The organism is Streptomyces sp. NPDC059740, from assembly GCF_042733155.1.
Taxonomy (GTDB): Bacteria; Actinomycetota; Actinomycetes; order Streptomycetales; family Streptomycetaceae; genus Streptomyces.
Genome location: NZ_JBHWGP010000041.1, coordinates 20,812 through 34,572 on the forward strand (window position 1 = coordinate 20,812; position 13,761 = coordinate 34,572).

Genomic DNA, 13,761 nt, shown 5'->3' on the forward strand with positions numbered 1-13,761 from the left:
CATGTCCGAGCACCGCACCACCAGCCGTTTCGCCGTCATCACCGGCGGCAGCGAGGGCCTGGGCCTGGCCATCGCCGATGCCCTGGCCCGGGACGGAGTGGACCTGATTCTCGTCGCCCGCAAGCGCGACAAGCTCGAGACCGCCGCCAAGGAACTCGGCCGGCACGGCACCGTCGTGCACACCGTCCCCGCGGATCTCTCCGCGCCTGATGCCCTCGCCCGGATCGCGGCGCACGTCGGAAACCTGACCGACCGGGTCGACACCCTCGTCAACAACGTCGGCACCGCACACTTCGCCTCCCTTGCCGACACCACGGTCGACGAGATGAACACCATGTGGCACCTCAACGTCCAGGTGCCACTGCTGCTGAGCCAGCAACTCCTGCCCGCCCTCGTGAACGCTCGGGGAAGCATCGTTAACATCAGCAGCTACTGGGCCCGCAAAATGGTCGCCGGCCGTCATTCAGCCGCCTATTCCGCCACCCGCGGAGCGCTCAACTCCATGACCCGGGCGCTGGCCAGTGAACTCGGCCCCCAAGGAGTTCGTGTCAATGCCATCGCGCCGGGCGCCGTCCGCACTCCCCAGTACGAACGCTCCTATCTCGCCCCCATGACCCCAGAGGAACGCACCGCACACGACGAGCAGATCGAGCACTCCTACCCTCTGGGACGCCTGGGCACTGCCCAAGACATCGCCACCGCGGCCGCCTACTTGGCCTCGGCCCAGTGGACCACCGGCACCATCCTCACCGTCGACGGCGGGCTCACCATCCGCTGACTGCTGCAAGCCGGACGGGTTGTGGGAGATCGCGGAGCCGCTGATCCCTCCATCGAGGGTGCGGTCGCAGGGCGGCGGGACGCAGGACACGCCTGATGCAACGCTGTTCGCCGCGATCACCTACGTTCTGGTCAGCGGATGCGCCTGGCGGGCCTTGCCACCGTGTTTCGGGATGTCGAAGTCAACGGCCCACCGCAGGCTCCTGATCTGGTGCAGGGCCGGCGTCTGGGGCCGGCTGCACGAGGAGATCCTGCACCGCCCGGACGACGCCGACCTCCTCGACCTCTCCCGGGGGCCCTCCTCGACTCCGCCCACGGCAGGGCTGAAAAAGGGGCGAACTCACAGGTCCGAGCCCCGTGGACCGGGGCAAGCCGGGCTCCAGGATGCACGTCCTGTAGGACGCGAACGGGGCTGCCCCTCGTCGTCGGCCTCTCCGCGGCCAACACCCACGACAGCCTCGCGCTGAAGCCGATGGTCGAGGGTCACCAAAAAGACGCGCCCCCCACCGCGACCGCTGCTTCAAACCCCAACGCCTGCATGCGGACAAGGCGTACGGCGTTCCTCACCTGCGGGAATGGCTCTGGGGAAAGCACATCGGCGTGCGCATCGCCCGTAAGGGAGTCGAGTCCAGCGAACGGTTAGGACGTCGCAGATGGGTCATCGAGCGCACCATGCCCTGGCTGACCGGCTACCGCAGACTCAACCACCGCTACGAACGCCATCCCCGCAACTACCTGGCTTTTCTCGGCCTCGCTGCCGCCCTCTGCTGCTACAAACGGCACGCTCGACTCACCACGTAGGACACGGTCCTATTGCAGCCGAAGGGCCCGCCCGGTCCGCCGGGCCCGCGCCTGCGAGGCCTGCGGGAGCCCCGCGCCGCACCGGCATGGACATGAAAGCTCCGGGCAAGCGGTGGTTCATGCGGCGCGGCAACCGGCCGCGGCCGAGAATCGGGAGGGGACCACCGTGGCAACACCCGGCAGACACCAAGAGCAGCCGCAGTACCCCGGGTACCCGCAGGCCCAGGGGCACGAGCCGTACCCGCAGGGCGCGAACACGCCGTCACCGGCCGCCGGCAACGGGCTGGCGGTGGCCTCCCTGGTGCTGGGCATCCTCGCCCTGATCAGCTTCTGGACCGTGTTCGGCGGGCTCGTCCTGGGACTGGTCGGGCTTGTCCTCGGCATCGTCGGCATCCGTAAGGCGAGGGCCGGGCGGGCGCCGCACCGTGGCATGGCGATCGCAGGAACGGTGCTCAGCGCACTGGGACTCGTCGGCAGCGCCGTCATCCTGGCCGCCGGCGTCTCGCTGCTGAACTCCGACGAGTTCCACAGCTACCAGGACTGCGTGCAGCACGCCCAGTCCCAGGCGGACCGCAAACAGTGCGCCGAGGACTTCTCGGACCAGGTGAACCACTGACGAGAGGCCACACCCGCCCAAGCCCCGCACGCACCGCGACGGTGAGCGGGCGGCGCCCCGGCACGCGACCGCGTGCCGGGGCGCCGCAAACGGGTCTCCCCAGTGGTGCGGGCGCCCGCCCGGTGGCCTCCCCGCGCCCAGGACGGCGACCGTGCGGTCCGGCGGGACGCCGCTCGGGACATCGCCGTGACCGTGAAGCCACCCGAGCCGCCCGGTGTCGAGCACCTCATCGTTGCCGCAGGTCCTCCACCCTGTGCGACTTGCCGAGGGAACGCTCCAGGGTGGCCGGCTCCACGATCTCCACCTCCACGCTCACCCCGACGCCGTCCTTCACCCCCCGGGCGATGGTCCGCGCGGCAGCCTCGCGCTGTTCGGGGCCGGCACCCGCCCTGGCCTCCACGCGGACGGTCATGTGGTCCAGTCTGCCGCGCGTGCCGAGTTCGATCCTAAAGTGCGGGGCGACGCCCGGGGTGCGGAGCACCACCTCCTCGATCTGGGTCGGGAAGACGTTCACCCCGCGGAGGTTGATCATGTCGTCGCAACGCCCCGTGATCTTCTCGATGCGCCGGAACCCGGCCCGGGCGGTGCCCGGCAGCAGGCGCGTCAGGTCCCGTGTGCGGTAGCGGATGACGGGCAGCGCCTCCTTGGTCAGGGAGGTCAGGACGAGTTCACCGAGCTCACCGTCGGGCAGTACCTCGCCGGTGACCGGGTCCACCACCTCCGGGTAGAAGTGGTCCTCCCACACGTGCGCGCCGTCCTTGGTCTCCACGCACTCCTGCGCGACGCCCGGACCCATCACCTCGGAGAGCCCGTAGATGTCGACCGCATGGATGTCCATGCGCTCCTCGATCTCGCGGCGCATCTCCTCGGTCCAGGGTTCCGCGCCGAAGATGCCGGTCCGCAGCGAGGTCGAACGGGGGTCGACGCCCTGTCGTTCGAACTCGTCGAGGAGGGTGAGCATGTAGGACGGGGTGACCATGATGACCTCGGGTTCGAAGTCCCGGATGACCTGGACCTGGCGTGCGGTCATGCCTCCCGAGGCGGGGATCACCGTGCACCCGGCCCGCTCAGCCCCGTAGTGGGCGCCCAGCCCGCCGGTGAACAGGCCGTAGCCGTAACTGATGTGCACCCTGTGCCCCGGACGCCCGCCCGCGGCCCGTAGCGAACGGGCGACGAGGTCCGCCCAGGTCGACAGGTCCTTCTCGGTGTACCCGACCACGGTGGGGCGCCCGGTGGTGCCACTGGAGGCGTGCAGGCGCCGGACGTCGGCCATGGGAACGGCGAACATGCCGAAGGGGTAGGTCTCGCGCAGGTCGGCCTTGGTGGTGAAGGGGAACCGCGCCAGGTCCGCGAGGGAACGGCAGTCCTCCGGCCTGAGCCCGGCCCGGTCGAACCTCCTGCGGTGCACCTCGACGTTGTCGTAGGCGTGGCGCAAGGTCGCCCGCAGGCGGGTGAGTTGCAGGGCGCGCACCTCGTCACGGGTGAGCCGCTCGGCCTCGTCGAGCAGATCCGGCGGCGGCGCCTCACCGCGCCGACGGGCGGCGGTGGACGGGGACTTCGGCTCACTGATCACGGCGACTCCTCGGACATCGCTACGGCCACGGAAGCCCTCGGCCCCGGTGTCGCTCCGGTGGGCCGCCACCGCTTCCGCGCGGCGCCGGTTCCGGCGACGCCCCCGAGGCGTCCGCGGTCCACCCTCTGCCTGATCTGTGGCATCTCATCCACCTCGGGCACCGACCGACCATTCGTTCAGCATGCGGCAGGCCAAGTAATCCAGCAAGGGCCAGGGGGTGTCAAGGGGGGCGTTGCAGCCGGTGAGCGGGGCGGAGGGCGCCGGTTCCGTGACCTCACAGGGGTGCACTCCTATCGACGCTTCACCCCCTCCTGTCCTGCCGCATCACGTGGTGGTCGAGGCGTTGGAGCAGGCCCTGGGGGCGGGCGCCCGAGCGCGAGGCGTCGAACGTCCTGGTCGGAAGCGCCCTCCGCGACGACGACCGGGAGTTCGTCGAGCTCCGGTGTGTGCAGGTCGGGACGCGGGCCGGGCCCGGCAGCCTCCTGCTCGGGCTCGCGGGTCTGTGTCTGGGGCACCCCGCGCGACGGTTCGGGCTTCTCGGCGGTGAGGCCCTCGCGCCGGCACGGTCCTCCGGCGGCGCGTGCTGAGGCCGGCCCTTCGGAGGTGGACACCCGGGCGGCCGACGGTCTCGATGAAGGAGTGGAGCCGCGCCGGTGACACGACGCGCCGCATCGGACCTCGCTCCGGTCGACCGGGCGGCGCCCGGGGGAGGGGGTGACGTGCCGATCGCTCGCGTGTGAACCTACTTCAACTATGCTTCCTTGTCAGCGGCTTGGCGCCGGCAACCGGACGGTCGACGAAGCCGTGTGGCACCGAGAGTGAGAGGGCTCACCCGTTGACAGGCTCCCCGTCCCCGTGGCTAGCTTTGACCTGACTTCAATTTTGTTCAACTTCGGGTGAAGCGATACCGGGGCGAGCGCAACTCCCGTCCCTACGACCTCGGTTCGCTGTTGCTGTCACCGCGGGTCGAGGCACCCGGGCCGACAGCGCTTCGTCCTTGCAGCCGTCCGTCGGCCGTCCAGCACCTGACCGCGGGGCCGGTGCGGCGAGGCGACTGCTCCGTTCCGCACGTACCGCTCCGGCCCCGGCAGGTACCGGGGCGCCGCCCAAGGCCTCCGAACAGGAGAAGACGTGATGTACCTCCCTGTCGTTCTGCGGGCCCCCGCCCGTGAACCGAGTGTGGGAAGAGGGCCCGCTTCCGTTCCCACACGGCCGGGGTCCGGCACGCCCGTTGCCGCCGCCGACCGGCTCACCACTGCGAGCGCGGTGGCTGCGGCAGGCGCCAACGCGGCCCGGCCGAAGACGCGTCGGGGCCACCACCGGACCGGTTGCTCCGGCGTCGGCGTGGCCTTCCTGTTGCCGCCTCGCACCACGCCACCCCTCCGGGCCCTGCCGAGCCGCTCCAGGCCGGAGGGGCCGGGCGACCGAACGGTGCGTTCCGCAGGGAGGAGAACCGGATCATGAGTGCCACGCAACAATCCGCCGGACCGGAGGCGGAGGCGGACCAGGAACCGCGGTCGGTGCGCCGCGCGATGCTGGCCGGCAGCCTGGGAACACTGATCGAGTACTACGACTTCAGCATCTACGGCTACCTCGCCGTGGCGATCGCCCCGCAGTTCTTTCCGGGCGGGGACCCGGCGGCCTCGTTGCTGGCGGCACTCGGGGTGTTCGCCACCGGGTTGGTGGTCCGCCCGGTCGGTGGCCTCTTCTTCGGCTGGCTCGGCGACCGGTGGGGCCGCCGCAGGGCGCTGGTGTCCTCGGTGTTGTGCATGGGCGTCGCCAGCAGCGTCACAGGGCTGCTGCCGACCTACGGCCGGATCGGGGTGACGGCCGCGGTACTGCTGTTCCTCACCCGGCTGGTGCAGGGCGTCTCCTCGGGTGGCGAGTCCGTCGGTGCCTACACCTACATCTACGAGTCGGCACCTGAAAGGCGCAGAGCCCTCCTCGGCGCTGTCACGCCCGTCGGCTCCAACATCGGGTTCATGCTCGCCGCCGCGACGGCCGGGACGATCTCCGCTCTCACCACCGACGCCCAGATGGCCTCCTGGGGGTGGCGGCTGCCCTTCCTGATGGCTGTGCCGCTCACCCTGTTCTGCCTCTGGGCGCGGTTGCGGATAGCGGACACCCCGGAGTTCGCGGAGGCCGTGCGCAGCGCCGACATCCCCAGAGCGCCCGTCCGAGAGGCGCTGTCGACACACCGTGCGGCGCTGTTGCAGTCCGTCGGTCTGGCCATGGCGCAGGGCGGTGCCATCTTCCTCGGCCTGACCTACATCGGCATCCACCTGTCCACCGACCTCGGTTACGACTCGACGCAGGTGTTCTGGCTGTCCGCGGCGGTCGTGGGCGCCACCGTAGTGCTCATGGTGCCGGCCGGCCGGCTCTCGGCACGGTTCGGGTGCCGTCGCGTCCTGCTCGCCGGGCTGCTGGGGTTCCTGGTCACCGCCTACCCCGCGATGGTGCTGATGGGCCGGGGCAGTCTGGCCCTGGCCGGCGTGGCCTACCTGCTGTTCATGCTGAGCAGCGCCTTCGTCCAGGTTCCCGCAGCAAGCCTGTGGCCGCGCCTCTTCGAACGGAGGGTCCGCTACACGGGCATGGCCATCGGCTACAACGTCGGTACCGTCCTCGCCGGTGGAACGGCGCCGTACATCGCGGCCTTCCTGGTGCAGCGCACGGGGAACCCGCTCTCCCCGGCCTTCTTCGTCATGGCGGTCTGTGTGATCGGGATCGGCGCCCTCCTCACCGTCCGCAAGGACGTGTAGCGGGGCGGCAGGCGGGGCCGCCGTGGCGAACGGCGGCCCTCGCCGGTGTCGTACTCCGCTCAGGGTCGGGCGTGGCCGAGGTGGCCGACGGTCTGGCCGCCGTCGATGAGGAACTCGCCACCGGTGGTGTAGGAGGCGTCGTCACCGGCCAGGAAGAGCACCATGCGGGTGACCTCCTCCGGCTCCCCGATGCGCGGCACGGGCTGACGGGCGAAGAGACCGGGTGAGGCGTTCTCGCCCATGGCGGTGCGGATGACGCCAGGGTGCACGGAGTTGACGCGGACACCGGTGCCCGCCATGTCCAGTGCCGCAGCCTTGGTCATGCCCCGTACACCCCACTTGCTCGCGACATAGCCGATGCCGTCGGCAAAGCCGATGAGTCCGGCGGCGGAGGAGATGTTGACGACGCTCCCGTGGCCGCGGGCACGCATGCCGGGCAGGACGGTGTGCATCCCGAGGAAGGTGCCGACCAGGTTCACCTCGAGGACGCGGCGGAAGTGCTCGGGCGACTGCTCCTCGACACCGCCGAAGTGGACGATCCCCGCGTTGTTGACCAGGACGTCCACCGGACCGAAGGCCTCCTCGGCAGTGCGCACGGCGGACTTCCACGCCTCCTCCTCGGTGACGTCGAGCCGGCAGTACGTCGCACGGGGGAGTTCTGCGGCCAGCGACCTGCCCTCGTCGTCGCGTACGTCCCCGATGACGATCCGGGCGCCTTCCGCGGCCAGCCCGCGCACGTGCGAGGCACCCATGCCGCCGGCGCCGCCGGTGACGAGTGCGACCTTTCCGTCGAAGCGCATCCTGCACTTCCCTTCTGTGACGCAGACGGTGAGCGGTGGTTGACGGGGCGCGGGGGCGACGCTGCCCACCCCCTGCGGATCGGGTGGGCGGAGCGCGGCAGCTGCCACCGGTGACAGCACCTCGTCGCCCCGGGAGACGGGTTGTTCAGCCGCGGCCTGCCCCGGCGGGCAGCCCCGCCCGGTCAGCCGCAGGGGGTGCTCGTCTCCACGGTCCCGAAACCCACGGACCCCCGGGCGGTCACCATAACAGAGGTGAAGTGAGTTCAATATAGTCTCCTGGGGTCGTTCCGCCCCCAAGTCATACCCTGTTGCCATGCGGGCGTTGTCGACCCTCCCGAATCCGCCTATGGTCTCGAATCGAGTTCAGTTTTCTGTCGACTACTTGCTTCCGGTTCCGCCACTCCGTGCCCCGACCTCCGCTCCCGCTCACGAGCACGATGGAGACCCCATGCAGCGTCACCACCCCGTCATCGACCCCCAGCTGCTGTCCGAGACCGACGAACGGCGGGAGTTGCGCAACGTCTTGCGGGACTTCTTCACCGAGGTCGGCGGCGCCGAGGACGTCCGCGCGCAGGCGGCCGCGCCACGCGGCCACGACGAGGCGCTCTGGGTGCGCCTCGCCGGCGAGATCGGAGTGCACGGGATGGCGATCCCCGAGGAGTACGGCGGGTCGGGCTTCACGTTCGCCGAACTCGCGGTGGTCCTGGAGGAGGCCGGGCGTGCGCTGTACTGCGGGCCGCTGCTGCCCACCGTGGTCCTTGCCGGGCACGCTCTGCAGTGCAGCGGCGACCGCAGGGCCGGTGAGCGCTATCTGCCGCGGATCGCCGACGGCACGCTCACCGCGACCGTGGCCGGCTTCTCCGCGGTCGAACCCGGACTCGCCGGCGAGCTCGGGGTCACGGCGGAACGGGAGGGTGCGGGCTGGGTGCTGCGCGGCCGGGTGGACTTCGTGCTCGACGGTGCCGACGCGGACCTGCTCCTGGTCAGGGCGGGGACCGCTGACGGCCCCCGGCTGTTCGCCTGCGAACCGGCTGGGGACGCCACCTGCCAGCGGACACCGCGCCGCGTTCTCGACGAGACGCGCCGCCAGGCCCTGGTGGAGTTCCGCGGTGCACCGGCCACTGCCGTGGGCGCTGCGGAAGGCGCCGAGGGGGTGGTCGAGATGACGCTGGACGCCGGGCGGGCCGCCCTGGCGGCCGAGCAGGTCGGCGGTGGCGGCCATGCGCTGGACGCGACCGTCGACTTCGTCAGCCGGCGCCACCAGTTCGGACGCCCCATCGGTTCCTTCCAGGCCGTCAAGCACCGGCTGGCCGAGGTGCTGGTCGCGCTGGAAGCGGCCCGTTCGGCGTCCGCCTACGCCACCGCCTGCACGGCCGCCGCGTCCCCGCAGCTGCCGGTCGCCGCGTGCGCCGCCGCCCTGGTCTGCTCCGAGACCTTCCGCCTGGCCACGGCTGAATACGTGCAGCTGCACGGCGGTATCGGCTTCACCTGGGAGCATCCGGCGCATCTGTACGTACGCCGGGCGCGCAGCGGTGAGGCGCTGTTCGGCACCCCGGACCGGTATCGGGCCCGACTCGCGGGACTCGTCGTGCGCCCGGGGCCCGGTCCCGCCCTGCCCGCAGTCAAAAAGTGAACTCGATTCAAACAGAGTAGCCCCCGACAGAGTAGCCCCCGGTTGTTGTGAGTGCCGTGGGCTGGGGGCGCGCGAGGGATGACGGGAGGCCCCCGTGTCCATCTGCCCTGCTGATAGGCCGATTCGGGCTCGCTTCGGGAGTGCCGTCCGGGTGATGCCGGACCGGGGGTTGACAGTGGATCGGGCGAAGTCCAAACTCGTAGTGAATTCAGTTCAGTTACAGCAATGCGGCGCAACTGGGAGGCCGGACAATGGCAGTGGACGACGAGATCCAGTTCGAGCGCGACGGCCATGTGGCGCGGGTCTGGCTCAACCGCCCGTGGAAGAAGAACTGCGTCACCGTCCCGATCCTGGACAGGCTCGACGAGATCGTCACCGAGGTCGACGAGGACCCCGAACTCCGGGTGCTGGTGGTCCGGGGCCGGGGCGGCACCTTCTGCTCCGGCTTCGACCTCGACAGCCTCAAGGAGGAGTACGTAGGGAAGTCCAACGCCATCGACGTGGCGGTGAAGTCGGCCAAGGTGTGCGACCGGCTCTACTCGATGAAGACGCCGTCCGTCGCGGTCCTGGAGGGCCACGTCACCGCCGGCGGCTTCGAAATCATGATCTCGTGCGACTTCGCCGTCGCGGCCGACGACGCCAGGATCGGCGACTTCCACATCCGCCGGGCGCTGTTCGGCGGGGCCGGCCCCATCTACCGGGTGCCGCGCATGATCGGCATCCGCAAGACCAAGGAGCTGATGCTCACCGGCAAGCTCCTCTCCGGCACGGAGGCCGCCGAGTTCGGCCTCGTCAACAAGTCGGCCCCCGGCGAGGAACTCGACGCCACGGTCGAGGACTTCATCGGCGACCTCGTCGACAAGAGCCCGTTCACGATGTGGCTCACCAAGATGACGATCGACCGGAGCCTGGACGCCGACACCCAGTCCCTGATGGTCATGGAGCACCTCGCCGTCGGCGTCGCGCTCAACTCCGAGGACGCGAACGAGGGCGTCTCGGCGTTCCTGGAGAAGCGCGAGCCCAAGTGGCAGGGGTGCTGATCCGGATGACGTCCGTTCCGCGGAGTCCGGGCCCCGGGCTCCAGGGCTCACGCTGCACCGGGTGCGCGGTGACGGCCTACCCCGCGGAGGACACCTGCCCGCGCTGCGGGGGGACGGCCGAGCCGGCGGTCCTGCGCGGCACGGGCACGCTGTGGACCTGGACGGTGCAGCGCCACGCCCCCAAGTCCCCGCCCTACCAGGCCCCGCCCGGGGGCTTCGTGCCCTTCGCAGTCGGCTACGTCGAACTGCCGGAGGGCGTGCGGGTGGCTGCCGTGCTGGACGTCGACGACCTGGCGGACGTGCACATCGGCATGCCGCTCCGGGTGACCGGCGGAGGAGGAGTCCCCCGGGCCAGGCCCGCCGGACCAGGAGAGGAGGGGCCTTGAGCACCGAGGTCGTCGTCTGCGGAGCGGGGCGTACCGCCTTCGGCCGGAGTGAGGCGAGCGGACGGCAGCTTGCCGTCACCGCGGTGCACGCCGCGCTCGCGGACGCCGGAATCGCGTGGCCGCGGGTACGCGCCGCGTTCGGCGGCAGCGACAGCGCCGGGCTCGCCGACACCCTGGTCTCCCGACTCGGCCTGACCGGGCTGCCGTTCGTCAACGTCAGGAACGGCTGCGCCACCGGCGGCAGCGCGCTGGTCTCCGCCGTGAACGCGATCCGCTCCGGCACGGCCGACGTCGTCCTCGCCGTCGGCTTCGACAAACACCCCCGCGGCGCCTTCGACCCCAGGCCCGAGGACTGGGGGCTGGGAACGGAGTACGGAACCGACGGCCTGATGGTGACGACCCAGTTCTTCGGCATGAAGACCCAGCGCTACCTGCACGACCACGGGATCACCCCGCACACCCTGGCACGGGTCGCCGAGAAGGCCTACCGCAACGGGGCCCTGACGCCCGGGGCGTGGCGCCGCACACCGCTGTCCGCCGCGCAGATCCTGGATTCCGGCATGGTCAGCGATCCGCTGACCCGCTACATGTTCTGCTCGCCCGGCGCGGGCGCCGTCGCGCTCGTCCTGTGCTCGCCGCAGGTCGCCCGCATCCTGGACCGGCCCCGGGTCACGCTGCGCGCAGCCGCCGTACGGACCCGGCGCTTCGGCTCGTTCGAGGTGTTCAGCCCGTGGATTCCCGCAGGCCCGCTGACCAGCGTCAGCCGGGACGCCTCGGCCGCCGCCTTCGAGGAGGCGGGAATCGCCCCCGGCGAGGTCGACGTCTGCCAGCTCCAGGACACCGAGTGCGGTGCCGAGGTCATGCACATGGCCGAGTGCGGCTTCTGCGAGGACGGCGAACAGCAACACCTGCTCGCCGCCGGGGCCACGGAGATCGGTGGTGCGCTACCGGTCAACACGGACGGCGGCTGCATCGCCAACGGAGAACCCGTCGGAGCGTCCGGCCTGCGACAGGTCTACGAAGTGGTCCAGCAGCTGCGCGGCCGGGCAGGCGACCGCCAGGTGCCAGGCGAGCCCAGAGTCGGCTTCACCCATGTGTACGGCGCCCCGGGCGTCAGCGCGTGCACGGTGCTGTCCCGCTGACCGTCCGGCTGCCCTGGGCCGACTGTCCCGCTGTCCCCGAGACGGAGGAAGAGATGAACGGCATCCCGCAACCGTCGGCGTTCCGCGCCGAGGCCCGGCAGTGGCTCGCCACGGTCGCCCGGCCGCGCGCCGCCGGCGGGGAGTGGGGCAGCGGCTCCGACTCCGTCGCCGTGTTCGAGAACCGGACCGAGCAGGAGGAGCAGGAACACACCGCCCGCACCCGGGAGTGGGAACGCACCCGCTACGACCAGGGGTGGGGCGCACTCGCCTGGCAGGAGGCGTACGGCGGACGCGGCCTGCCGGCCTACTACGAGCAGCTCTACCGCGCCGAGGAAGCGGCCTTCGAGGTGCCGCAGCGCGGCGAGATCTTCCCGGTGACACAGCAGCTCGTCGCTCCCGCCGTCGACATCTGGGGCACCGAGGAGCAGAAGCAGCGCTGGCTGCGTCCCATGCTGCGCACGGACGAGCTCGCCTGCCAGCTCTTCTCGGAGACCGAGGCCGGCTCCGACCTCGCCGCGGTGCGGACCAGGGCCGTGCGCCAGGGCGAGGGCTGGGTGCTGCAGGGGCACAAGGTGTGGACCTCCGGCGCCCGGGTGGCGACCTGGGGCGTCGCCGTGTGCCGCACCGACCCGGAGGTGCGCAAGCACGCCGGCCTCACCGTCTTCCTGGTGCGCATGGACGCACCCGGGGTGACCGTCCGCCCCATCCGGCAGATGACCGGGGGCTCCAGTTTCAACGAGGTCTATCTCGACGGAGTGGCAGTGCCCGACACCGACCGGCTCGGGCCGGTCGGCGAGGGCTGGCGGGTCACTCTCAGCGTGCTGGCCGCCGAACGGCTCGACTCCGGCAGTCTCGGCCTGGACAACGCCGACCGGGCGCTGGACCTCGCACGGCACCTGGGCCGCCCGCTCACCGGCGCCGAACAGCAACGCGCCGCCGACCTCGCCGTCCGCGTCCTGGTCCAGCGGCTCATCGGACTGAGGGTGACCGCGGCTCTGGTCGCCGGCCGGGAGCCCGGAGCCGAAGCCTCGGTGGGCAAGCTGTACGCCACCGCGACCATGAGGCACACCAGCGAGCTGGTCTCCGAACTGCTCGGACCACGCCTGGCCGCGGACACGGGGGAGTGGGGCACCTACGCCTGGACGGAGCACCTGCTCGGCGCACCCGGCTACAGCATCGCGGGCGGCACCGACGAGATCCAGCGCAACATCCTCGCCGAGCGCGTGCTCGGCCTGCCCAAGGAGCCCGTCCGATGAGCACGGCCGCACAGGACCGGGAACTGACCGAACGGGTCCGCGACCGGTTGGGCCGCCTCCGCCCCGGCGCGCCCGTCGGCGAGTTGCGCACCCTGCCGGGCGGCCACTCCGGACTGACGTACGCGGTCACCGCGGGCGAGGGAAGGTACGTGGTCAAGGCGGTGCCGCCGGGACAGCGACCCGTCGGACGCAACGACGTGCTCCGCCAGGCCAGGGTGCTGCGCTCACTCGCCGGGTCGACGGTACCGGTACCAGGTGTCGTCTGCGTGGAGGAGGAGCAACCGGCCTGGTTCGCCATGGAGTTCGTCACCGGAGAGGCGCTCGAGCCCGTTCTCGACGACCACCGGGTGCCCGGCGTGACGGCACGGGCCCGGATGGTGGCGGCCGCCCGCCTGCTGCGCCGGCTGCACGACACCGATGTCCGCTCACCCGTCCTCGACGCCCCCGAGCCCCTCGACGCGGCGGGCGAACTGGAGCGGTGGAGCCGCACCCTGCACGCCGTCCCCGAGGAACTGCGCCCGGGAGGCGAGGCCCTGCTCGCCCGGCTGGCAGCAGGCATCCCGGAGACGGGGCAGCCGGTACTGCTGCACGGTGACTTCCGGCTCGGCAACGTGCTGTGCACCGGTGAGCGCCCGGTGGCCGTCGTCGACTGGGAGATCTGGAGCGTCGGCGACCCGCGCATCGACCTCGGCTGGTTCCTGCTCTTCGCCGACCATCGCAACTTCCCCCGGCTCGGGCACGCCGTGCCGGGCCTGCCCACCGAGGCCGAGCTGCTGGACGCCTACCTCGACGGTTGCCCGGCGCCGCCCGCGATGGAGTGGTTCCGGGCGCTCGGCCGCATGAAGATGGCCGCGATCATGGGCCACAACCTGCGCCGGCACCGCGAGGGCAGGCACCACGACCCGGACCAGGAGCGGCTGCCACCGACCATCGCCGCGATGATCCGCACGGCACGCGACATCCTTGGCTGAACAGGAG

11 protein-coding genes and 1 pseudogene are annotated in these 13,761 nt (G+C 71.3%); 10 read left to right on the plus strand and 2 right to left on the minus strand.

Features of this window, described 5'->3' with window-relative positions:
- Position 1: 1 nt before the first annotated feature.
- The 3 genes and pseudogenes from ACFV3R_RS30070 (at position 2) to ACFV3R_RS30080 (ending at position 2,194) form a co-directional block, all read left to right on the plus strand.
- A complete protein-coding gene (locus tag ACFV3R_RS30070) occupies positions 2–778 on the plus strand; it encodes an SDR family NAD(P)-dependent oxidoreductase (RefSeq protein WP_385589714.1) in 777 nt (258 codons plus the stop codon).
- Positions 779–797: 19 nt separating this feature from the next.
- A pseudogene (locus tag ACFV3R_RS30075) lies at positions 798–1,578 on the plus strand (IS5 family transposase).
- A gap of 166 nt (positions 1,579–1,744) precedes the next feature.
- A complete protein-coding gene (locus ACFV3R_RS30080; RefSeq protein WP_385589716.1) occupies positions 1,745–2,194 on the plus strand; it encodes a DUF4190 domain-containing protein in 450 nt (149 codons plus the stop codon).
- A gap of 226 nt (positions 2,195–2,420) precedes the next feature.
- Here the strand turns inward: ACFV3R_RS30080 and paaK are convergent, their stop codons facing one another.
- Positions 2,421–3,767 carry a phenylacetate--CoA ligase PaaK gene (gene paaK, locus ACFV3R_RS30085; RefSeq protein WP_385589718.1) on the minus strand — a complete coding sequence of 449 codons (1,347 nt, stop codon included), beginning with the start codon at positions 3,765–3,767 and terminating at the stop codon, positions 2,421–2,423.
- Positions 3,768–5,227: 1,460 nt separating this feature from the next.
- Here paaK and ACFV3R_RS30090 point away from each other — a divergent pair.
- Entirely contained in the window at positions 5,228–6,526 is a 1,299-nt protein-coding gene (locus ACFV3R_RS30090; RefSeq protein ID WP_385589720.1) for an MFS transporter, read from the plus strand.
- A 59-nt stretch (positions 6,527–6,585) separates the two neighbouring features.
- Here ACFV3R_RS30090 and ACFV3R_RS30095 read toward each other — a convergent pair whose 3' ends face one another.
- Positions 6,586–7,326 (minus strand): SDR family oxidoreductase, encoded by a 741-nt coding sequence (locus ACFV3R_RS30095; RefSeq protein ID WP_385589722.1) that lies wholly within the window; start codon positions 7,324–7,326, stop codon positions 6,586–6,588.
- A gap of 448 nt (positions 7,327–7,774) precedes the next feature.
- On the opposite strand from ACFV3R_RS30095, the gene ACFV3R_RS30100 reads away from it, so the two are divergent.
- The 6 genes from ACFV3R_RS30100 (at position 7,775) to ACFV3R_RS30125 (ending at position 13,754) form a co-directional block, all read left to right on the plus strand.
- On the plus strand, positions 7,775–8,959 hold the full coding sequence (locus ACFV3R_RS30100) for an acyl-CoA dehydrogenase family protein (RefSeq protein WP_385589724.1): 1,185 nt from the start codon (positions 7,775–7,777) through the stop codon (positions 8,957–8,959).
- 251 nt (positions 8,960–9,210) lie between these two features.
- Complete coding sequence (locus ACFV3R_RS30105) at positions 9,211–9,999, plus strand: enoyl-CoA hydratase/isomerase family protein (protein WP_385589726.1); 789 nt, start codon at positions 9,211–9,213, stop codon at positions 9,997–9,999.
- A gap of 68 nt (positions 10,000–10,067) precedes the next feature.
- On the plus strand, positions 10,068–10,385 hold the full coding sequence (locus ACFV3R_RS30110; RefSeq protein WP_385589728.1) for a Zn-ribbon domain-containing OB-fold protein: 318 nt from the start codon (positions 10,068–10,070) through the stop codon (positions 10,383–10,385).
- Complete coding sequence (locus ACFV3R_RS30115) at positions 10,382–11,527, plus strand: thiolase family protein (RefSeq protein ID WP_385589730.1); 1,146 nt, start codon at positions 10,382–10,384, stop codon at positions 11,525–11,527. Before ACFV3R_RS30110 ends, ACFV3R_RS30115 begins: the two co-directional genes overlap by 4 nt.
- 53 nt (positions 11,528–11,580) lie before the next feature.
- Positions 11,581–12,783 carry an acyl-CoA dehydrogenase family protein gene (locus ACFV3R_RS30120; RefSeq protein ID WP_385589732.1) on the plus strand — a complete coding sequence of 401 codons (1,203 nt, stop codon included), beginning with the start codon at positions 11,581–11,583 and terminating at the stop codon, positions 12,781–12,783.
- Positions 12,780–13,754: a phosphotransferase family protein gene (locus tag ACFV3R_RS30125; protein ID WP_385589734.1), complete on the plus strand. Its 975-nt coding sequence runs from the start codon at positions 12,780–12,782 to the stop codon at positions 13,752–13,754. Before ACFV3R_RS30120 ends, ACFV3R_RS30125 begins: the two co-directional genes overlap by 4 nt.
- Positions 13,755–13,761 lie beyond the last annotated feature (7 nt).